This window comes from Variovorax sp. 160MFSha2.1 (assembly GCF_048305075.1).
GTDB lineage: Bacteria > Pseudomonadota > Gammaproteobacteria > Burkholderiales > Burkholderiaceae_C > Variovorax > Variovorax guangxiensis.
The window spans coordinates 1,878,097-1,898,926 of record NZ_CP157624.1 but is presented as its reverse complement, the minus strand read 5'-3'; the positions used below and the strand labels follow the sequence as shown (position 1 = coordinate 1,898,926).

The 20,830-nt window shown below is 66.7% G+C and carries 12 protein-coding genes and 1 pseudogene; 6 read left to right on the top strand and 7 right to left on the bottom strand.

Translation table 11 applies throughout. From position 1 onward, the window contains the following. Positions 1 to 28: 28 nt before the first annotated feature. Both ABL838_RS08260 and ABL838_RS08255 read right to left on the bottom strand, forming a co-directional pair. Positions 29 to 1,021 carry a YadA-like family protein gene (locus ABL838_RS08260; RefSeq protein ID WP_418125847.1) on the bottom strand — a complete coding sequence of 331 codons (993 nt, stop codon included), beginning with the start codon at positions 1,019 to 1,021 and terminating at the stop codon, positions 29 to 31. A 2,811-nt stretch (positions 1,022 to 3,832) separates the two neighbouring features. After that, positions 3,833 to 8,311, bottom strand: a pseudogene (locus tag ABL838_RS08255) (beta strand repeat-containing protein); the annotation flags it as partial. A 490-nt stretch (positions 8,312 to 8,801) separates the two neighbouring features. Between ABL838_RS08255 and ABL838_RS08250 the strand changes: the two are divergent. Continuing rightward, on the top strand, positions 8,802 to 9,938 hold the full coding sequence (locus ABL838_RS08250; RefSeq protein ID WP_418125011.1) for a DUF2827 domain-containing protein: 1,137 nt from the start codon (positions 8,802 to 8,804) through the stop codon (positions 9,936 to 9,938). A 42-nt stretch (positions 9,939 to 9,980) separates the two neighbouring features. Beyond that, entirely contained in the window at positions 9,981 to 10,841 is an 861-nt protein-coding gene (locus ABL838_RS08245; RefSeq protein WP_184635563.1) for a hypothetical protein, read from the top strand. A gap of 80 nt (positions 10,842 to 10,921) precedes the next feature. On the opposite strand, the gene ABL838_RS08240 is transcribed toward ABL838_RS08245, so the two are convergent. The 5 genes from ABL838_RS08240 to ABL838_RS08220 all read right to left on the bottom strand — a co-directional run bounded on the left by ABL838_RS08240 (position 10,922) and on the right by ABL838_RS08220 (position 17,000). Further along, complete coding sequence (locus tag ABL838_RS08240; RefSeq protein WP_126022685.1) at positions 10,922 to 13,513, bottom strand: bifunctional aconitate hydratase 2/2-methylisocitrate dehydratase; 2,592 nt, start codon at positions 13,511 to 13,513, stop codon at positions 10,922 to 10,924. A 92-nt stretch (positions 13,514 to 13,605) separates the two neighbouring features. Further along, positions 13,606 to 14,163 carry a hypothetical protein gene (locus tag ABL838_RS08235; protein ID WP_184635559.1) on the bottom strand — a complete coding sequence of 186 codons (558 nt, stop codon included), beginning with the start codon at positions 14,161 to 14,163 and terminating at the stop codon, positions 13,606 to 13,608. A 38-nt stretch (positions 14,164 to 14,201) separates the two neighbouring features. Next, positions 14,202 to 15,200 (bottom strand): HpcH/HpaI aldolase/citrate lyase family protein, encoded by a 999-nt coding sequence (locus tag ABL838_RS08230; RefSeq protein WP_184635557.1) that lies wholly within the window; start codon positions 15,198 to 15,200, stop codon positions 14,202 to 14,204. Next, the gene (gene tam, locus ABL838_RS08225) at positions 15,197 to 15,997 is read right to left on the bottom strand and encodes a trans-aconitate 2-methyltransferase (protein WP_418125010.1); all 801 of its coding nucleotides are present in this window, start codon (positions 15,995 to 15,997) and stop codon (positions 15,197 to 15,199) included. Before tam ends, ABL838_RS08230 begins: the two co-directional genes overlap by 4 nt. Positions 15,998 to 16,013: 16 nt before the next feature. After that, the gene (locus ABL838_RS08220) at positions 16,014 to 17,000 is read right to left on the bottom strand and encodes a malate dehydrogenase (protein WP_418125009.1); all 987 of its coding nucleotides are present in this window, start codon (positions 16,998 to 17,000) and stop codon (positions 16,014 to 16,016) included. 184 nt (positions 17,001 to 17,184) lie between these two features. Between ABL838_RS08220 and ABL838_RS08215 the strand changes: the two genes are divergently transcribed. The 4 genes from ABL838_RS08215 (at position 17,185) to sdhA (ending at position 20,824) form a co-directional block, all read left to right on the top strand. Next, entirely contained in the window at positions 17,185 to 17,943 is a 759-nt protein-coding gene (locus ABL838_RS08215) for a GntR family transcriptional regulator (protein WP_019654078.1), read from the top strand. Between the two features lie 240 nt (positions 17,944 to 18,183). Next, positions 18,184 to 18,630 (top strand): succinate dehydrogenase, cytochrome b556 subunit, encoded by a 447-nt coding sequence (gene sdhC, locus ABL838_RS08210; protein ID WP_126022679.1) that lies wholly within the window; start codon positions 18,184 to 18,186, stop codon positions 18,628 to 18,630. 13 nt (positions 18,631 to 18,643) lie between these two features. Further along, a complete protein-coding gene (gene sdhD / locus ABL838_RS08205; protein ID WP_125947845.1) occupies positions 18,644 to 19,009 on the top strand; it encodes a succinate dehydrogenase, hydrophobic membrane anchor protein in 366 nt (121 codons plus the stop codon). 6 nt (positions 19,010 to 19,015) lie between these two features. Beyond that, positions 19,016 to 20,824 (top strand): succinate dehydrogenase flavoprotein subunit, encoded by a 1,809-nt coding sequence (sdhA, locus tag ABL838_RS08200; protein WP_126022678.1) that lies wholly within the window; start codon positions 19,016 to 19,018, stop codon positions 20,822 to 20,824. The last annotated feature ends 6 nt before the right edge of the window (positions 20,825 to 20,830 follow it).

The following is a 20,830-nucleotide window of genomic DNA, read 5'->3' as shown; positions in this document are numbered from 1 at the left end:
TTCGGCGGCCTTTCAGTGGCTTATTCCCTTATTTCCACTTCCAGCCGATGCCGGCGTTGATGCCCCACTCCTTGCCCGTGGTCGTCAGGCCCGCGCCCCACGACATCTTGCCGTCGTCCGACAGTGCCTTGAAGGTCAGCGCCACCGCGCTGTAGCCCTTGTAGCTGCCCAGGCCCACGCCCACCGTCTTCTCGCCCGGATAGAGCGTCGGCAGGTAGGTGCCCGACATCGCGAACGCCATGGCCGTGCCCGAGTAGGCGATGCGCGCCACGTCGCCGACCTGGCCCTGCACCTGGTTGAGCTGCTGCACGTTGACCGCGTCGCCCGGCAGGATGCCCGCCGCCACGTTGCTGATGCGCGTGCCGCCCGGCGCCTGGCCGTTGCCCAGCGTGATCTGGTTGTAGTTGACCGAGCCGTCGGGGTTGGTCGCGTACTGAACGCTGCTGGCCTTCGACGCCGCCGAGGCCGCCTTCAACTGCGCCACGTTGGTCGCATCGCTGTCGGCCGTGCCCGCCGCCACGCCGGTGATCTGGCGGTACTGGCCGTTGGCCGCGTCGCCCACAGACACCGCTGCCTGCGTGCTGGTGGTCGCCTTGATCGCGGCCTCCTGCTGCGCCGTCGCGCCGCCCGGCACATAGCCGGCCATGCCTGCGGCAGTGGAAGCCACCGAGCCGGAGCCCAGCGCCACGCCGCCGCTTTGCTGGACGATCGCGCCGAAGCCGATGGCCGTGCCCTTGGAGACGTTCTGCGCCTGGCTCAGCGGCGTGCCGCCCGCATCCGCGTTGTCGCCCAGCGCCACGCCGCCGCCGCCCGCACGGGCGTTGGCACCGATGGCCTGCGAGCCCGTGGCCAGGGCGCCCGTGCCGATGGCGATCGCGTTGGCACCCGTGGCCTGTGCGCCGAAGCCCACCGCCACCGCGCCGTCGGCCGTCGCCTTCGCACCGTTGCCGGCCGCGAAGGAGTTGGCGCCGCTGGCCACCGACTGCGGGCCGATCGCCACCGCCTCCTGCCCGCTGGCCACCGAGTCGCCCGCCGTCGAGTTGGCGTGGAAGTACTTGGTGCCGGTGTTGTAGATGTTGTTGACCGAGGTGCTCAGGCTGTTGAGGTTGACGTTCGTCGTGCTCAGGCCCGTCGACAGGCTGCCGATGCCGCTGAACGCCGTGCTCAGGCCCGACGAGGTCGAGGTCGAGAGGCTGTTGATGCTGCTCGCGGCGGTGCTCAGGCCGCTCGACGTGGAGGTCGACAGGCTGCTGATGCTGCTGGTAGCGGTGCTCAGGCCCGTGGAGGTCGAGGTCGACAGGCTGTCGATGCTGCTCGTCGCGGTGCTCAGGCCGGTCGACGTCGACGTGGACAGGCTCGCCAGGCCGCTGCCGGCCGAGGACAGGCTGGTGGAAAGGCTGTCGACCGTGCTGTTGGTCGTGCTCAGGCCCGTCGACAGGCTGTTGATGCTGCTGGTGGCGGTGCTCAGGCCGGTCGACGTGGAAGTCGAGAGGCTGCTGATGCTGCTCGTCGCAGTGCTCAGGCCAGTCGAAGTCGACGTGGACAGGCTGTTGACCGTGCTGTTGGTCGTGCTCAGGCCGGTCGACAGGCTGTTGATGCTGCTCGTGGCGGTGCTCAGGCCGGTCGAGGTCGAGGTGGACAGGCTGTCGATGCTGCTGGTGGCGGTGCTCAGGCCAGTCGAAGTCGACGTGGACAGGCTGTTGATGCTGCTGGTCGCAGTACTCAGGCCGGTCGAAGTCGAGGTCGACAGGCTGTCGATGCTGCTCGTCGCGGTGCTCAGGCCCGTCGAGGTCGAGGTGGACAGGCTGTCGATGCTGCTGGTCGCAGTGCTCAGGCCGGTCGAAGTCGAGGTCGACAGACTGTTGATGCTGCTGGTGGCAGTGCTCAGACCCGTCGAGGTCGACGTGGACAGGCTGTCGATGCTGCTGGTCGCAGTGCTCAGGCCGGTCGAAGTCGAGGTCGACAGGCTGTTGATGCTGCTGGTGGCAGTGCTCAGACCCGTCGAGGTGGAAGTCGAGAGGCTGTCGATGCTGCTCGTGGCAGTGCTGAGGCCGGTCGAGGTCGAAGTCGACAGGCTGTTGATGCTGCTCGTCGCAGTGCTCAGACCCGTCGAAGTCGAGGTCGACAGACTGCTGACGGTGCTGTTCGTCGTGCTCAGGCCGGTCGACAGGCTGTTGATGCCGCTCGTGGCGGTGCTCAAGCCCGTCGAGGTCGAGGTGGACAGGCTATCAATGCTGCTCGTCGCGGTGCTGAGGCCGGTCGACGTGGAGGTCGACAGGCTGTCGATGCTGCTCGTGGCAGTGCTCAGGCCGGTCGAAGTGGAGGTCGACAGGCTGCTGATGCTGCTCGTCGCCGTGCTCAAGCCAGTCGACGTGGAAGTCGAGAGACTGTCGATGCTGCTCGTCGCAGTGCTCAGGCCGGTTGAAGTCGAGGTCGACAGGCTGTTGATGCTGCTCGTCGCGGTGCTCAGACCCGTCGACGTGGACGTCGAGAGGCTGCTGACAGTGCTGTTGGTCGTGCTCAGGCCGGTCGACAGGCTGCTAATGCCGCTGGTCGCAGTGCTCAAGCCGGTCGAAGTCGAAGTCGAGAGGCTGTCGATACTGCTGGTCGCGGTGCTCAGGCCGGTCGAGGTGGAGGTCGACAGGCTGTTGATGCTGCTTGTTGCGGTGCTCAGACCCGACGAGGTCGACGTCGACAAGCTGTTGATGCTGCTCGTCGCCGTACTCAGACCGGTCGACGTGGAAGTCGACAGACTGCTGACGGTGCTGTTGGTCGTGCTCAGGCCGGTCGACAGGCTGTTGATGCTGCTGGTGGCGGTGCTCAGGCCAGTCGACGTGGAAGTCGAGAGGCTGTCGATGCTGCTCGTTGCAGTGCTCAGACCGGTCGAGGTGGAAGTCGACAGGCTGTTGATGCTGCTCGTCGCGGTGCTCAACCCCGTCGACGTGGAGGTCGACAGGCTGTTGATGCTGCTCGTCGCCGTGCTCAACCCCGTCGACGTGGAGGTCGACAGGCTATTGATGCTGCTCGTGGCCGTGCTCAAGCCCGTGGAGGTCGAAGTCGACAGACTGCTGATGCTGCTGGTTGCCGTGCTCAGGCCAGTCGACGTGGAGGTGGACAGGCTGTCGATGCTGCTCGTGGCGGTGCTCAGCCCTGTCGAGGTCGAGGTCGACAGACTGCGGATGCTGCTCGTGGCCGTGCTCAGGCCAGTCGACGTGGAGGTCGACAGGCTGCTGATGCTGCTCGTCGCGGTGCTCAGGCCCGTGGAGGTCGAAGTCGACAGGCTGCCGATGCTGCTGGTGGCCGTGCTCAACCCCGTCGAGGTGGAGGTGGACAGGCTGTCGATGCGGCTGTTTGCCGTGCTCAGGCCGGTCGACGTGGAGGTCGACAGGCTGCTGATGCCGGTCGAAGTCGACGTGGACAGGCTGTTGATGCTGCTGGTTGCGGTGCTCAGACCGGTCGAAGTGGAAGTCGACAGGCTACTGATGCTGCTCGTCGCCGTGCTCAGACCAGTCGAAGTGGAGGTCGACAGGCTGCTGATGCTGCTGGTCGCCGTGCTCAGACCCGTCGAGGTGGACGTGGACAGGCTGTCGATGCGGCTGTTTGCCGTACTCAGGCCGGTCGACGTGGAGGTCGACAAGCTGCTGATGCCGGTGGAAGTCGACGTGGACAGGCTGTTGATGCTGCTGGTGGCAGTGCTCAGGCCAGTCGAAGTCGAAGTCGACAGACTTGCAACAGCGCTGTTCGTGGTGCTCAGGCCGGTCGAGGTGGAGGTCGACAGGCTGTCGATGCTGCTGGTCGCCGTGCTCAGGCCGCTCGAGAGCGAAGCCGTGACGGTCTTCACCTGGGAGACGTTGACGGCATCCGTGTCCGCGCTGCCCGGGGCCACGCCGGTGATCACGCGGTTGCCGACGTTCAGTTCGCCCGACGCGTTCTGCTTGCTGGTCAGGCCGAAGGCGTCGTAGTTCGTCATCGCCGCGGCGCTGCGGCTGGCCGTGGAGTTCGCGCCCAGCGCCACGCTGTTGTCGCCGTTGGCGATGGCGTTCTGGCCGATGGCCACGCTGTTCGCGCCGATGGCCTGGCTGTCCGCGCCGGTGCTGTTGGCGTGGAAGTACTTCGTGCCGGTGTTGTAGATCGAACTGACCGACGAACTCAGGGTGCTCAGGTTGCTGTTGGTCGTGCTCAGGCCGGTCGACAGGCTGCCGATGCCGCTGGTGGCGGTGCTCAGGCCCGTGGAGGTCGAGGTCGACAGGCTTGCGATGGAGCTGTTCGTGGTGCTCAGGCCAGTCGACGTGGAAGTCGACAGGCTGCTGATGCCGGTCGACGCCGATGTGGACAGGCTGTTGATGCTGCTCGTCGCCGTGCTGAGCCCCGTGGAGGTCGAAGTCGACAGGCTGCTGATACCGGTCGAAGCTGACGTGGACAGGCTATTGATGCTGCTGGTCGCCGTGCTGAGCCCCGTGGAGGTCGAAGTCGACAGGCTGCTGATACCGGTCGAAGCCGATGTGGACAGGCTGCCGATGCTGCTCGTCGCCGTGCTCAGGCCCGTGGAGGTCGAGGTCGACAGGCTGCTGATTCCGGTCGACGCTGAGGTGGACAGGCTGGCAACAGAGCTGTTCGTGGTGCTCAGGCCAGTCGACGTGGAAGTCGACAGGCTGCTGATGCCGGTCGACGCCGAGGTCGACAGGCTCGCAACGGAGCTGTTCGTGGTGCTCAGGCCCGTCGAGGTCGAGGTCGAGAGGCTGCTGATGCCGGTCGAAGCCGACGTGGACAGGCTGCCGATGCTGCTCGTCACTGTGCTCAGACCGGTGGAAGTCGAGGTCGAGAGGCTCGTAATGGAGCTGTTCGTGGTGCTCAGGCCGGTCGACGTCGAGGTCGACAAGCTGGCGACCGAGCTGTTGGTGGTACTCAGGCCCGTCGAAGTCGAAGTCGACAGGCTGCTGATGCCAGTCGAAGCCGACGTGGACAGGCTGCCGATGCTGCTTGTCGCAGTGCTCAGGCCCGTGGAGGTCGAGGTCGACAGGCTCGCAACCGAGCTGTTGGTGCTGCTCAGGGCCGTCGAGAGGCTGCCGATGCTGCTCGCCGAGGTGCTCAGGCCGGTCGACAGGCTGCTGACGGTGCTGTTGGTCGTGCTGAGACCGGTCGACAGGCTGTTGATACTGCTTGTGGCGGTGCTCAGGCCGGTCGAGGTGGAGGCCGACAGGCTGCCGATGCTGCTTGTCGCGGTGCTCAAACCCGTGGAGGTCGAGGTCGACAGGCTCGCAACGGAACTGTTGGTGGTGCTCAGGCCCGTCGACGTCGAAGTCGACAGGCTGCTGATGCCGGTCGAAGCCGACGTGGACAGGCTGCCGATGCTGCTCGTGGCCGTGCTCAGGCCGGTCGAGGTCGAAGTCGACAGGCTGCCGATGCTGCTGGTGGCGGTGCTCAGCCCCGTCGAGGTGGAGGTCGACAGGCTGTTGATCCGGCTGGTCGCGGTGCTGAGCCCCGTGGAAGTCGAGGTCGACAGGCTGCTGACGGTGCTGTTGGTCGTGCTCAGGCCGGTCGAGAGGCTGACGATGCCCGTGGAGGTCGAGGTCGACAGGCTTGCAACGGAGCTGTTCGTGGTGCTCAGGCCGGTGGAAAGGCTCGATGCGGTGGTGCTCAGCTGCGCGACGGTCACGGCGTCGGTGGGCGCGGCGCCGTCGGCCAGGTTGGTGATGCGGCGGTTGGTCGCGGCCGTGCCGCCGCCGAACGAGACTTCGCCGCCGTTGGCCGTCTGCCCGGTCATGTAGGCGGCGCCGGTCGGGGCGGCCGCGCCCGTCACGCTGCCGTTGCCGATGGCCACGGCGTTGGCGTACTGCGCGATGGCCTTGTAGCCGATGGCCACGGCATTGGCGCCAGCCGCATTGGCCAGCGTGCCGATGGCCACCGTGCGCGTGTTCGACGCGAGCGCACCGGCACCGATCGCCAGGGCCTGCTGGGCCGATGCGTTGGCCGTATCGCCCAGCGCCACCGCCGACTGGCCGGTTGCGGTGGTGTTGTTGCCGAGCGCGACGGACTGTTGCGCCGCGAAGCCGTTCACGCCGATTGCGACGGATGCCACGGCGGAAGCGTTGGCGTTCCGGCCGATGGCCGTCGAGTCCTGGACGGCGCTTGCGCTGCTGCCGAGCGCGACGGCGCCCAGGGCCGTTGCGCGCGAGCTGTCGCCGAGGGCGACCGTGCCTGCGCCGATCGCGTTGGTGTTGTTGCCCATTGCGACGGCGCCCTGGCCGATCGCGTTGTTGGCGTTGCCGATGGCGACCGCGCCGTTCGCGGCGGTCGTGCCGGCGGCGTCGCCTGCGGCGGTGTTGTTTGCGCCCATCGCCACGGCACCGGTGCCGTTGGAGGTGTTGGGGTCGCCGATGGCCACGGCCCCGTCGCCCGTGGCCTTCTGGCCGCGCCCGATGGCGACTGCGCCCCCCGTGGCCGAGCCGCTGTTGGCGGTGGTGCCGCTGGAGCCGATCGCCACGTTCTGGCCCGTGGCGCCGCTGGTCACGCCATCGCCCTGAGCGATGCCGAAGGCGCCGTTCACCACGGCGCCGCGGCCGAGGGCGATGCCCGAAGTGGCGGTCGAAACGACCGAAGACTGGCCGCCGATGGCGATGGAGTCGGCGGCCGCTGCGGCTGCGCCGCCGGTGGCGTTGCCGCCGATGGCGGTCGAGCCCGCGCCGCTGGCTGCGGTGGCCGTGCCGATGGCCACTGCGTTCGAGCCTGAGCCGAGTGCGTTGACGCCGAGGGCGAGCGTCGCATCGACCACCGAGGTCGTGTTCGGCGGCTTGACCGATGCGCCGTTGCCGATCGCGATGCTGCGGGTCGAGCGGTCGTCCGTCGCGGCGTTGCCGCCGATGGCGATGCCCGCGTTCTGGGCCGAGACGCCGAACTGGTCGGCGGATGCGCCGGTGCCCAGCGCGATGCTGCCGCCCCAGCTGTTGGCGTTGGTGCCGATGGCTACCGAGTTGACGTCGGTGTTGGAGCCGATGGCGGCGTTCTTGCCGATGGCGATGGAGCCGTCGGCCCTGGCCAGGGCGGTGTTGCCCACCGCGACGGAGCTGTTGCCCAGGCCTGCCGCGCCGGAGCCGACCGCCACCGCGCTCGCGGCAGCTGCGTTGGCGTTGTTGCCGATGGCCGTCGCGCTGGCGCCGCTGGCGTTGGCACCGCTGGCGATCGCAACGGTGTTCGTTCCGGAAACCTTGGAACTGGCGCCGATGGCGACACCGCCATTGGAGCTCGCGGCAACGTTGGCGCCGTCGCCCTGCGCAATGCCGGAAACGCTGTTCACCACGGCGCCGCGGCCGACCGCGATACCCGAAGTCGCAGCCGCCGCCACGCTGGACTGGCCGCCGATGGCGATGCCGTCGGTCGCCGCGGAATTGGCGACGCCGCTGGCATTGCTGCCGATGGCGATGGAACCGGTGCTCGATGCCGTGGTCCCGTTGCCGGCTGCGAGCGAGTTCTGGCCGGAGGCCTTGGCGCCCACGCCGAACGCGGTCGCGCCCTGCGCGGTGGCGCTGGTGCCGTTGTTGCCGATGGCCAGCGTGTTCGTGGCGGTGGCCGAGGTCTGGCCGCCGACGGCGGTCGAATCCTGCCCCGTGGCCTTGGCGCCCGTGCCGATCGCGGTCGAGTCGCCCAGGGAGGCCGCGGTGCCGCTCGCATTGGCGCCCCAGCCGATGGCCAGGTTGCTGGAACCGACACTGGCGGCATTGGCATTCAGTCCAATGGCGATGCCGTTGACGCCCTGCGCACTGGCAGCGTTGCCCACGGCCACGCTGCTGGTGCCGATCGCATTGGCGGCGGAACCGAGGGCGGTGCTGTTGTCGCCGGCGCTGCGTGCATTGAAGCCGGCGGCCAGGCTCGTGATGCCGGTGGCCTGGGCCTGGTGGCCCAGCGCGGTGGCGAGCTTGTTGGCCACCGCCGCCATGCCGATGGCCGTGGCGCCCGCGCCCTGGGCGGTGGTGAAGGAGCCGATCGTCGTCACGCCCAGGAAGTTGCCGCCGTTCGAGGAACAGCCGGCGACCGTCGACCACACGCCCGAGCCATCGACCGGGGCGACGGTCGCCCCGTACGCCGTCGTGCCATCGGGGCCGGTGCCGCCGCCGGTCACGCAGGTGCCCGACGGCCCGAGCACCGAGGCCCCCGCATGCGGGCCGAAGGCCATGGAGGCGATCGCCAGACCGATTGCCGCGACCGTGGCGGTCACGCTGGAACCGCTTCGCTTGCCGCGCGCCGAGGTGATCTCCGATGCCGCCACCCAGGCGCCAAGGGATTCATTCCATATGCTTCTGTAAGACTTGTTCATGTGACTTTCGGCTCGCGGTGTGGACGGATTCGGATAGCGGAAATGCGATGCTTCCTGCCTCAGGCTCCATCGCGGAGGCACTCAATACGGCACCTCAATTACAAGAATGGTGGAATGTACGGAGTTGTTTACATTTCCGATGCACCGCAGCATTCTTCAAAATCGACTCTGATGATTTAGTTCACAAAAATTTCAAAAAGCGTCCTGCCTTGCATGCCAGAAGCGGTCGTCGAACGTTGAAACAGGGTTCCAATTGAAGCCATGCAGACCTCCAACTCCATTCATTTGCATCGAACACCTCCCATCTGACGGCCTTTTCCAGGCGTTCTCCGTGATGCCGCACGGTGGTTCGCTTTTCGATTTCTTTGAATGCAAAGGTCTGCCGTGAAATTAAAATCGTGAAATTGATCACGACCCAATAGCAAGCCTCGTGACTTTTTTCACGCAAATGAGTCCACCTCCGGCAATTAACATTTAAGAAACAATTCAAATGTCTCTCGCCCCAAGGCTGCGCATCGGAATCACCATCGGCCTCCATCACGAGGCCGAAACGCTGTGGAACAACGGGATCAAGCAGAACGCCGTGTTCCTGGCGGAGGCGCTGAAGCACTGCCCGACCGTGGCCTCGGTAGTGCTCGTTAACACCACGGCCGTCCCGATCACCCAGGCCCTGCCCTGGGACCAGTCACGCTGGCCCACCGTGACCTTCGAGGCGGCCAAGGACAGCGTGGACGTGCTGATCGAGCTCGGAGGCCAGATCGACGCGGCGCAGACCGACTACCTCAAGCAGCGCGGCGCGCGGCTGGTGTCGTACTGCTGCGGCTTCGAGTACGTGCACGCCATGGAGGCGATGCTGTTCAGCAAGCCGCTCTGGGGACAGAACCTGTTCGTCAACCAGCGCTACGACGACATCTGGATGGTTCCGCAGGTCGCCAACATCAGCCAGCCGTACTTCGAGGTGCTGCGCCGGGCCGATGCGCGCCCGGTGCCCTTCGTGTGGAGTCCGGTGTTCCTGGACGAGCGCACGCGCGGCCTGCCCGATGCCGGCGTCTACCAGCCGAAGGCCGGCCCGCGCCGGTTGAGCGTGATGGAGCCGAACATCAACGTGGTGAAGTTCTGCCTCTACCCGGTGCTGATCGCCGAGCTGGCCTACCGGGCGCGGCCCGAGGCCATCGCGCTGCTGCAGGTCACCAACGCCGAGCGGCTGGCGAAGGAGAACATGGAGTTCATCACGCTGATGAACCAGCTCGACCTGGTGCGCCAGCACAAGGCGGTCTTCCTGGGCCGGCACGAAACGCCCGTGTTCCTCGCGCAGAACACCGACATCGTGGTCTCGCACCAGTGGGAGAACCCGCTGAACTACTTCTACCTGGAGACCTGCTGGCAGGGCTACCCGCTGGTGCACAACGCCCACCTGTGCGCGGACCTGGGCTACTACTACCAGGGCAACGACGTGTCCGGCGCCAGCACCCGCGTGGTCGAGGCCATCGACACGCACGACGCGCAGGCTGGCGCGTACCGCGAGCGCCAGCGCAGCCTGATCGGCCGCTACCTTCCCGACAACGCCGCGGCCACGGAGGTCTACGACACCCTGCTGCTCGGCCTGATGCGGCGCGCGGCCCGATAAGCTCGGCAGTCACCCGGCCAACGACAAGCGAACGGAACCGACATGCTCGATCCATCCGAACTCCGGCAGTTCTTCCCAGTGATCGTGACGCCAAGCCACGACGGCAAGGTCTTCCTGAACTACGTCAACTCGATGCTGAACTTCGCCGTGCAGGCCGAGCGTGCCGGCATGCGGCTGCAGGTGTTCACGCACCAGGGCGAGAGCCTGGTGACGCGCGCGCGGAACAACTGCGTGGCCCAGTTCCTGGCCAATCCGCAGTGGACGCACCTTTTCTGGGTCGACGCCGACATCGGCTTCTCGGCGCAGGCGGCCTTCCGCCTGCTGCTGTCGGGCTACGACGTCGCGGCGGGGGTCTACCCGCTGAAGCGGGAGAACTGGCCCGAAGGCGGCGTGGCCGCTGGCACGACGCAGCAGCAGTTCGAGTCCACCTTCACCCGCTACACGGTCAACGCCCAGGCATCCGCGACCACCTCGCGGGTCGAACTGGAGGTGCAGCCCGACGGCTTCATGAAGATGACCGAGGCGCCGACCGGCTTCATGGTGATCAGGCGATCGGTGTTCGAGCGGCTCATGGCGAGCTACCCCGATCTCAGCTACGTGCCCGACAGCATCGGCGAGGCCGACCTGGGCCTGCACTACCGCTTCTTCGACGTCATGGTCGATCCGCAGACGCGGCGCTACCTGTCGGAGGACTACGGCTTCTGCCGCCTCTGGACGGGGCTGGGCGAGTCGATCTACATCGACGCCAACTCCAACCTCTCCCACCAGGGCGCCAAGCTGTACCGCGGCGACTTCGCGAACTCGCTGCTGAACGCCCTGCCCCATGCGGTGGGCGGCCCGGCCGGCGCGGCGATGGTGCTCACGGGGCAGGAGTACCTGCAGCCCAACCAGCCTTCGCCCTGAAAAAGAAAAAGCCCCGCAGAAGCGAGGCTTGCGGGGCTCGTTTCATCGGGCGATCCGCAGATCACCCCGGGAGAGCCCGATCAGGCCGCGACCGTATCCGCCACGCCCTTGTAGTCCTCGATCTTGTCGAAGTTCAGGTACTGGTAGATCTTGTCGCCGTTGCTGTTGATCACGCCGATGTCGGCCATGTACTCCTCGCGCGTCGGGATGCGTCCGAGCTTCGAGCAGATGGAAGCCAGCTCCGCCGAGCCCAGGTACACATTGGTGTTCTTGCCCAGGCGGTTCGGGAAGTTGCGGGTGCTGGTCGACATCACGGTGGCGCCTTCGCGCACCTGTGCCTGGTTGCCCATGCACAGCGAGCAGCCGGGCATCTCGGTGCGGGCGCCGGCATTGCCGAACACGCCGTAGTGGCCTTCCTCGGTGAGCTGCTGCGCGTCCATCTTGGTCGGGGGCGCGATCCACAGCTTGACCGGGATGTCGCGCTTGCCTTCCAGCAGCTTCGACGCAGCGCGGAAGTGGCCGATGTTGGTCATGCACGAACCGATGAACACTTCGTCGATCTTGGCGCCGGCCACGTCCGACAGCGTCTTCACGTCGTCGGGGTCGTTCGGGCAGGCCACGATCGGCTCGTGGATGTCGGCCAGGTCGATCTCGATGACGGCCGCGTATTCGGCGTCGTCGTCGCCCTTGAGCAGCTGCGGGTCCTTCAGCCAGGCTTCCTGCGCGGCGATGCGGCGCTGCAGCGTGCGGGCGTCGGCATAGCCCTCGGCGATCATCCACTTCATCAGCGTGATGTTGCTGTTGATGTACTCGATGATCGGTTCCTTGTTCAGGTGCACCGTGCAGCCGGCAGCCGAGCGTTCGGCCGAGGCGTCGCTCAGCTCGAAGGCCTGTTCCACCTTCAGGTCGGGCAGGCCCTCGATCTCGAGGATGCGGCCCGAGAAGATGTTCTTCTTGCCCTTCTTCTCGACCGTCAGCAGGCCGGACTTGATGGCGTACAGCGGAATCGCGTTGACCAGGTCGCGCAGCGTGACGCCGGGCTGCATCTTGCCCTTGAAGCGCACGAGCACCGATTCGGGCATGTCCAGCGGCATCACGCCGGTGGCGGCGGCGAAGGCCACGAGGCCCGAGCCGGCCGGGAAGCTGATGCCGATCGGGAAGCGGGTGTGGCTGTCGCCGCCGGTGCCCACGGTGTCGGGCGTCAGCAGGCGGTTGAGCCACGAGTGGATCACGCCGTCGCCCGGGCGCAGCGAGACGCCGCCGCGGGTGCTGATGAAGTCGGGCAGCTCGTGGTGCATCTTCACGTCCACCTTCTTCGGATAGGCGGCGGTGTGGCAGAACGACTGCATCACGAGGTCGGCCGAGAAGCCCAGGCAGGCCAGGTCCTTCAGCTCGTCGCGCGTCATCGGGCCGGTGGTGTCCTGCGAGCCGACCGAGGTCATCTTGGGTTCGCAGTACGTGCCGGGGCGCACGCCCTGGCCTTCGGGCAGGCCGCAGGCGCGGCCGACCATCTTCTGGGCCAGCGAGAAGCCCTTCTTGGTGTCGACCGGGCTTTGCGGCAGGCGGAACAGCGTCGATGCGGGCAGGCCCAGGGCCTCGCGCGCCTTGGCCGTCAGGCCGCGGCCGATGATCAGCGGAATGCGGCCGCCGGCGCGCACTTCGTCGAACAGCACGTCGCTCTTGACCTTGAATTCGGCGATGACCTTGCCGTCCTTCAGCGCCTTGCCTTCGTAGGGGCGCAGCTCGACGACGTCGCCGGTGTCCATCTGGCTCACGTCGAGCTCGATGGGCAGCGCGCCGGCGTCTTCCATGGTGTTGTAGAAGATCGGGGCGATCTTCGTGCCCAGGCACACGCCGCCGAAGCGCTTGTTGGGAATGAAGGGGATGTCTTCGCCCGTGAACCACAGCACCGAGTTGGTGGCCGACTTGCGGCTGGAGCCGGTGCCGACCACGTCGCCGACGTAGGCGACCTGGTGGCCCTTGTCCTTGAGCGACTCGATGAACTTGACCGGGCCGCGCTTGCCGTCTTCCTCGGGCTGGAACGCGGTGCCTTCACGCTTGTTCTTGAGCATGGCCAGCGCGTGCATCGGGATGTCGGGACGCGTGGTGGCGTCGGGCGCGGGCGAGAGGTCGTCGGTGTTGGTTTCGCCGGGAACCTTGAAGACCGTGATGGTCAAGCTCTGCGGCACTTCGGGACGGCTGGTGAACCACTCGGCATCGGCCCAGCTCTGCAGCACGCCCTTGGCGTGGGCATTGCCCTTGTCGGCCTTTTCCTTGACGTCGTGGAACTGGTCGAACATCAGCAGGGTCTTCTTCAGGCCTTCGGCCGCCACGGCGCCGACTTCGGCGTCGTCGAGCAGGTCAATCAGGGGACTGATGTTGTAGCCGCCGAGCATGGTGCCGAGCAGTTCGGTGGCGCGGGCGCGCGAAATGAACTCGCTCTTCTCGGTGCCGTGGGCCACGGCCGCGAGGTAGCTCGCCTTGACCTTGGCGGCGTCGTCGACGCCGGCAGGCACGCGGTGGGTGAGCAGGTCCAGCAGGAAGGCGCCGTCCTTCGCGTTCGCGCTCTTGAGGAGCTCGATCGCTTCAGAGGTCTGCTTCGCGCTCAGGGGCAGCGGCGGGATACCGAGCGCGGCGCGTTCGGCAACATGGTCAACGTAGGCTTGCAACATCTTCTTTTCTCCGGAAACTGGGCTGGCGGGCATGCGGGGCGGCTCCGGCGGTCAAGCAAGAGCCGCGCCGCACCCCGCCGGGGTAGGGACGCTTACTTCTTCTCGCCGTCGGCGCCGTCGAACAGGGCCTTGGGCGGGTTCTTCTTCATTTCTGCGGCAAACGCGATCTGGGCTTCGGTCTGGCATTCGTCGGCGATGCGCAGGCCGGCCTTCTGGTTCATCAGCATCGACTTGTTGCCGAGCTGGAGCCACATGGCGCCGGCGCGCGGGTCTTCGAGGCGGATGGCGCCGGTGCGGCTTTCGACCGGGTGCATGCGGTACTTCTGGCCCTTGGTGCTGACGGTGAAGAAGCCGGGCTTCTTCTCGTCGGCCGTGACGGTCACGTCGGCGCCGAGTTCGCACTGGGCCTTGCCGAGCGACACGCGCTTGGCGACTTCGAGGTCGGCGTCGCTGAGGACGATGTTGGTGTCATCGCTGATCGGCGTGACTTCTTCCACCGCCTTGGCGGCCTTGCGGGTGACCTGGCGCTTCGGGGGCGCCTTCTTCGTCGTCTCGGCCTTGGCCGCGGGCTTGGCCGGCGTCGTGCTCTGTGCCACGGCCGCGAGCGGCAGTGCCAGGGCGACAGCGGCGATCAGGGCAATTTTCTTCATGTGTGGGTTTCCTTGAGGCTGGGTTCGAAGGTTTCGTTTCAGGAGGCCGCGAATGCAAACCAGGCTTTCGCCTCGGAGGGCAACGCGCGCCCTGTTGCGTGGGCACGCGTCAGTACCTGCCAGAAATGGCGGTAGCTCGCGCGGTCGTGCAATGTGCCATCAATTTGTGTCGGAGCCCAATCCGCGGCGGCCGCCTTTACAAGGATTTTTGTGGCAATTTGAATCTGCGACTCGTCCGGCGCGAAGGCTTCGAGGATGGGCCGGATCTGGTTCGGATGGATGCTCCACATGCGCGTGTAGCCGAATTCCGTGGCCGCCCTGCGGGCCGCCGTACGCATGGCGCCGGCGTCGTTGAACTCGGTGACCACGCAGTGCGACGGCACCTTGCCGTAGGCGTGCGCGGCCGAGGCGATGGCCAGCTTGGCGCGCACCACCAGCGGGTGGCTGAACTGCCCTGCCGCGCCCATGCCGTCGGCCGGGATGGCGCCGGCATGCGCCGAGACGAAATCCATGAGCCCGAAGCTCAGCGACTGCACGCGCGGATGCGCGGCAATCTCGAAGGCGTTGTGCACCGCCAGCGGCGATTCGATCAGCACGTGCAGCGGCAGCTCGCCGGCATCCGCCGCGTCGAGGGCAGCTACAGCCTGATGCACATCGGCCACCGATTCGACCTTGGGCACCATCAGGTGGCTCAGGCGCGAGCCGGCGCGGCCGGCGATGGTGACCACGTCGCCCGCGAAGGCCGGGTGGTCGACCGGATGCACGCGCACGCCGACGCGCATGCCGGGCTTCGCCGCCAGCGCGAGCTCGGTGACGAGCGCTGCGTGATCGGCCTCGCCGCCCACGGGAGCGCCGTCTTCGCAGTCGAGGGTGACGTCGAACACGCAGGCGCCGAACTCCTCGGCCATCTCGGCCTGGAGCGCGAGGCTCTTCTTCATGCGGGCCTCGACGCCGCTGTAGTGGTCGCAAACGGGCAGCGCCACCGCGCCGGCCTGTGCGCCGAGCAGCACTTCAGCGGGGTGGGCCGTCTTCGTCATGCCTTGTCGTTCTTTCCGCTCTTCTGCGCGACGATGAACATGCGCGGAAAGGCCAGCAGGCGCTTGCCGTCGGTGCGCACCGGGTACGCCTCGTCCACGCGCCGCTGGTATTCGGCGAGATAGCTCGCCTGCAGGTCGGGCGACAGGCGGTCGACGAAGGGTTTCAGGCCGGTGCCGCGCACCCATTCGACGATGGAGGCCGCATCGGCCATGCGGTGCTGGTAGATGGTGTGCCACACATCGACGTGCGGCGCGAGCGGCGCCAGCAGGTCGTAGTAGCCGCGCAGGTCGAGCAGCAGCGTGCGCAGCCTGTCGGCGTCGCCGATGGGTTCGGCCCACGGCGCCTGGGCCGCGAGCGCGCGCATCAGGCGATGCGTGGGCTCCTGGCGGTTGTCGGGCATCTGGATGGCGAGCACGCCACCCGGCGCCAGCGCGTCGAACAGGCGCGGGATCAGCTTCTCGTGATCGGGCACCCATTGCAGGGACGCGTTGGCATAGATGAGGTCGGGCGCTTCTTCTTTCGATCGCGGCGCCCAGGTCGCGATGTCGCTCAGCTCGAAGCGCGCCTGCGGCAGCCGCTCGCGCGCGCTAACCAGCATGGCTTCGGAGTTGTCGGTCCCGAGGACTTGCGCCTTCGGGAACCGGTTGACCAGCAGCTCGGTGGAGTTGCCCGGGCCGCAGCCGAGGTCGACCACGCGTGCCGCTTCGGTCAGCGGCACCCGCGCGAGGAGTTCCTGCGCGGGACGGGTGCGCTCGTCCTCGTAGCGACGGTAGAGCGCGGGGTTCCAGTCGAGCATGCTGGTCTGCGGTGGCTTACAGCAGGTGGGCGACGCCGGCCTGCTCGTCCTGCAGTTCCTTCAGCGTCTTGTTGATGCGTTCCTGGCTGAAGGCGTCGATTTCCAGGCCTTCGACGATCTTGTACTTGCCGTTCTCGGTGGTGACCGGGAAGCCGAAGATCACGTCCTTCGGAATGCCGTATTCGCCGTTGGACGGGATGCCCATGGTGACCCACTTGCCGTTCGAGCCCAGGGCCCAGTCGCGCATGTGGTCGATGGCTGCGTTGGCGGCCGATGCTGCCGACGACAGGCCGCGGGCCTCGATGATGGCGGCGCCGCGCTTGCCCACCGTGGGCAGGAAGGTGTCGGCATTCCAGACCTGGTCGTTGATCAGGTCCTTGACGCCCTTGCCGCCGACGGTGGCGAAGCGGTAGTCGGCGTACATCGTGGGCGAGTGGTTGCCCCAGACGGTGAGCTTCTCGATGTCGCCCACTGCGGTGCCGGTCTTGGCGGCGATCTGGCTGGCGGCGCGGTTGTGGTCCAGGCGCAGCATGGCGGTGAAGTTCTCGCGCGGCAGGCTGGGCGCGCTCTTCATGGCGATGTAGGCGTTGGTGTTGGCGGGGTTGCCGACCACGAGCACCTTGACGTCGCGGCTGGCGACCTGGTCGAGCGCCTTGCCCTGTGCCGTGAAGATCTGGGCGTTGGCAGCCAGCAGGTCGGCGCGCTCCATGCCAGGGCCGCGGGGACGGGCACCGACCAGCAGGGCGTAGTCGGCGTCCTTGAAGGCCACCAGCGGGTCGCCGGTGGGAATCACGCCGGCCAGCAGCGGGAAGGCGCAGTCTTCGAGCTCCATGATCACGCCCTTGAGCGCCTTCTGGGCCTTCTCGTCGGGGATCTCGAGCAGTTGCAGGATGACCGGCTGGTCTTTGCCGAGCATTTCACCGGAGGCGATACGGAACAGCAGGGCGTAACCGATTTGACCGGCGGCACCGGTGACGGCAACGCGGACGGGCTTTTTGCTCATGGGAAGACTCCAGAAGGTAATGAAACGGTGTCGGCACTCTCGTGGGGCGCCAGGGGTTCTGCGGGATGAAATACCTTCCCGCAGCGCGAGACCGGCAGCATTTTAAGCCGATTCGATGAGCCCCGTCTTATGTCTTATATAAGATATCCTCTCGGGGTCCGCCAAGGCGCACCCCACCGCTGCCATGAACACGCCCACCCCATTCGACGAGCCCGCGACGCCGTCCTTCAGTCCGCTCTACCAGCAGATCAAGACCCTGATCCTGCAGAGCCTGCAGGCGGGCGAGTGGAAGCCGGGCGAACCCATCCCCAGCGAGATGGACCTGGCGGTGCGCTACCGCGTGAGCCAGGGCACGGTGCGCAAGGCCATCGACGAGCTCGCGGCCGAGAACCTCGTGGTGCGCCGCCAGGGCAAGGGCACCTTCGTCGCCACGCATGCCGAGCAGCATGTGCAATACCGCTTCCTCAAGCTCGTGCCCGACGAGGGCGACCCGAGCACCGAGGGCCCGGCGGTTCGCACCATTGTCGACTGCAAGCGCCTGCGCGCATCGGCCGACGTGGCGCGCGCACTCGGCCTGCGCACCGCCGACGCCGTGCTGCAGGTACGCCGCGTACTTGCCTACGGCGGCGTGCCCACCATCCTCGAAGACCTCTGGCTGCCCGGCGCGCCCTTCAAGGGACTCACCGCCGAGCGGCTGCGCGCATGGCCCGGCCCGATGTACGCGCTCTTCGAAACCGAGTTCGGCGTTCGCATGGTGCGCGCGGAAGAAAAGATCCGCGCCGTGCTGCCCGATGCCGAACAGGCCGCGCTGCTCGACGTGCCGCCGCAGATGCCCCTGCTGAGCGTGGAACGCGTGGCGCACACCTACCATGACACGCCGATGGAGCTGCGCCGCGGCCTCTATCGCACCGACACGCACCATTACAGGAACCAGCTGGGCTGACCGCGATGCAGATGAACGCCGAACACAGGTGCGCCAGCGCGCGCATGCAACGTGAGCATTGCGCTACGAAGTCAATAGCATCCGACTGCAACGGTGCAGTGACTCGCATGCGTCCGCAGCGCGATGGTGCATTGCAATAGAATTTTGCGTTGTTTGCACTTCCCATAAGAAACAAAAGCGTTCGCCCTCAGAACAAGCAACAAGCCAACAAGTCACAAAAGCCACGAAAGCCATCCCCCAATGACAGAGCTTGCAACTCCTCCCCGGCCCAAGCGTCGCGAATTCCGCAACATCAACGCCTTCACCGACCTGACCACCTACCGGCTTCCGCCGGCCGGCATCGTGTCGATCCTGCACCGCGTCAGCGGCGTGCTGATGTTCCTGCTGATGCCGTTCATCATCTGGATGTTCGACACCTCGCTGTCCTCCGACTATTCGTTCGCCCGCTTCAAGGCCGCCTTCAACAGCGGCCTTGGTTTCGTTCCGGGGTGGTTCTTCAAGCTCGTGGCGCTCGCGCTCATCTGGGCCTACCTGCACCACTTCATCGCCGGCCTGCGCCACCTCTGGATGGACGTGAGCCACTCCGCGGTGAACAAGGAGTTCGGCAACAGCTCCGCCATCTTCACGCTGGCCGCGAGCGTCATTCTCACGCTGGCGCTCGGCGCCAAGCTGTTCGGCCTGTACTGAGAAGGAGCCAACCATGTCTGTGAATTACGGCTCCAAGCGCGTCGTCGTCGGCGCCCACTACGGTCTGCGCGACTGGCTCAGCCAGCGCATCACGGGTTGCCTGATGGCGCTCTTCACGATCATCCTGCTCGCGCAGCTGATCTTCACCCGCGGCCCCATCGGCTACGACCTGTGGGCCGGCATCTTCGCCGCGCAGTGGATGAAGGTCCTGACCTTCTCCGTGATCGTCGCCCTGCTCTACCACGTATGGGTCGGCATGCGCGACGTGTGGATGGACTACGTCCAGCCCGTCGCCATCCGTCTCGTGCTGCAAGTTTTCACCATCGTCTGGCTTGTCGGTTGTGCGGGTTGGGCCATTCAAGTGCTTTGGAAGATCTGACCCACCATGACCTACACAAAAGAAAAAATCACCAAGCGCAAGTTCGACGTCGTGATCGTCGGTGCCGGCGGATCCGGCATGCGCGCCTCGCTGCAACTCGCACGTGCCGGCCTCAACGTGGCCGTGCTCTCCAAGGTGTTCCCGACCCGCTCGCACACCGTCGCCGCGCAAGGCGGCGTGGGTGCGTCGCTCGGCAACATGAGCGAGGACAACTGGCACTACCACTTCTACGACACGATCAAGGGCTCCGACTGGCTCGGTGACCAGGACGCGATCGAGTTCATGTGCCGCGAAGCACCGAAGGTCGTGTACGAGCTCGAGCACTTCGGCATGCCCTTCGACCGCAACCCCGACGGCACCATCTACCAGCGTCCGTTCGGCGGCCACACGGCCAACTACGGCGAGAAGCCCGTGCAGCGCGCCTGCGCCGCGGCCGACCGCACCGGCCACGCGATGCTGCACACGCTCTACCAGAAGAACGTCGAGGCACGCACCCAGTTCTTCGTCGAATGGATGGCGCTCGACCTCATCCGCGACGAGGAAGGCGACGTGGTCGGCGTGACCGCGCTCGAAATGGAAACCGGCGACCTGCACATCCTGCAGGCCAAGACCGTGCTGCTGGCCACCGGCGGCGCGGGCCGAATCTTCCAGGCTTCGACCAACGCCTTCATCAACACCGGCGACGGCCTCGGCATGGCCGCGCGCTCGGGCATCCCGCTGCAGGACATGGAGTTCTGGCAGTTCCACCCGACCGGCGTGGCCGGCGCGGGCGTGCTGCTGACCGAAGGCTGCCGAGGCGAAGGCGCGATCCTGCTGAACAGCAACGGCGAACGCTTCATGGAGCGCTATGCGCCCACGCTGAAGGACCTGGCGCCGCGCGACTTCGTCTCGCGCTCGATGGACCAGGAAATCAAGGAAGGCCGCGGCTGCGGTCCCAACAAGGACTACGTGCTGCTCAAGCTCGATCACCTTGGCGCGGACACCATCCACAAGCGCCTGCCCTCGGTGTACGAGATCGGCGTCAACTTCGCCAACGTCGACATCACGAAGGAACCGATTCCCGTCGTGCCGACCATCCACTACCAGATGGGCGGCATCCCTACCAACATCCACGGCCAGGTCGTGGTGCAGAAGGGCGAGGACAACAGCGCCGTGGTGAACGGCCTCTACGCCGTCGGCGAATGCTCCTGCGTGAGCGTCCACGGCGCCAACCGCCTGGGCACCAACTCGCTGCTCGACCTGCTGGTGTTCGGCCGTGCCGCCGGCAACCACATCGTCGAGTTCGCCGACAAGCTCAAGGAACACAAGCCCCTGCCCAACGACGCGGCCGACCGCACGCTGGAGCGCCTGAACCGCCTCGAAGCCTCCACCGGCGGCGAGTACGCGCAGGACGTGGCCGGCGAGATCCGCGCCGTCATGCAGCAGCATGCCGCCGTGTTCCGCAAGCAGGCCTCGATGGACGAAGGCGTGGTCAAGATCGCCGCCGTGCGCGAGCGCGTCAAGGCCATCGGCCTGAAGGACAAGTCGAAGGTGTTCAACACCGCCCGCATCGAAGCCCTGGAAGTCGACAACCTGATCGAAGTGGCGCAGGCCACCATGGTCTCGGCTGCTGCCCGCAAGGAATGCCGCGGTGCCCACACGGTGGAAGACTACGAACGCCCGGCCGACGATCCGGTCGCACCGCTGGGCCGCGACGACGCCAACTGGATGAAGCACACGCTCTGGTACAGCGCCGACAACCGCCTCTCGTACAAGCCGGTCAAGCTGCAGCCGCTCACCGTGGCCTCGGTTCCGCCGAAGGTCCGCACGTTCTAAGCGAGC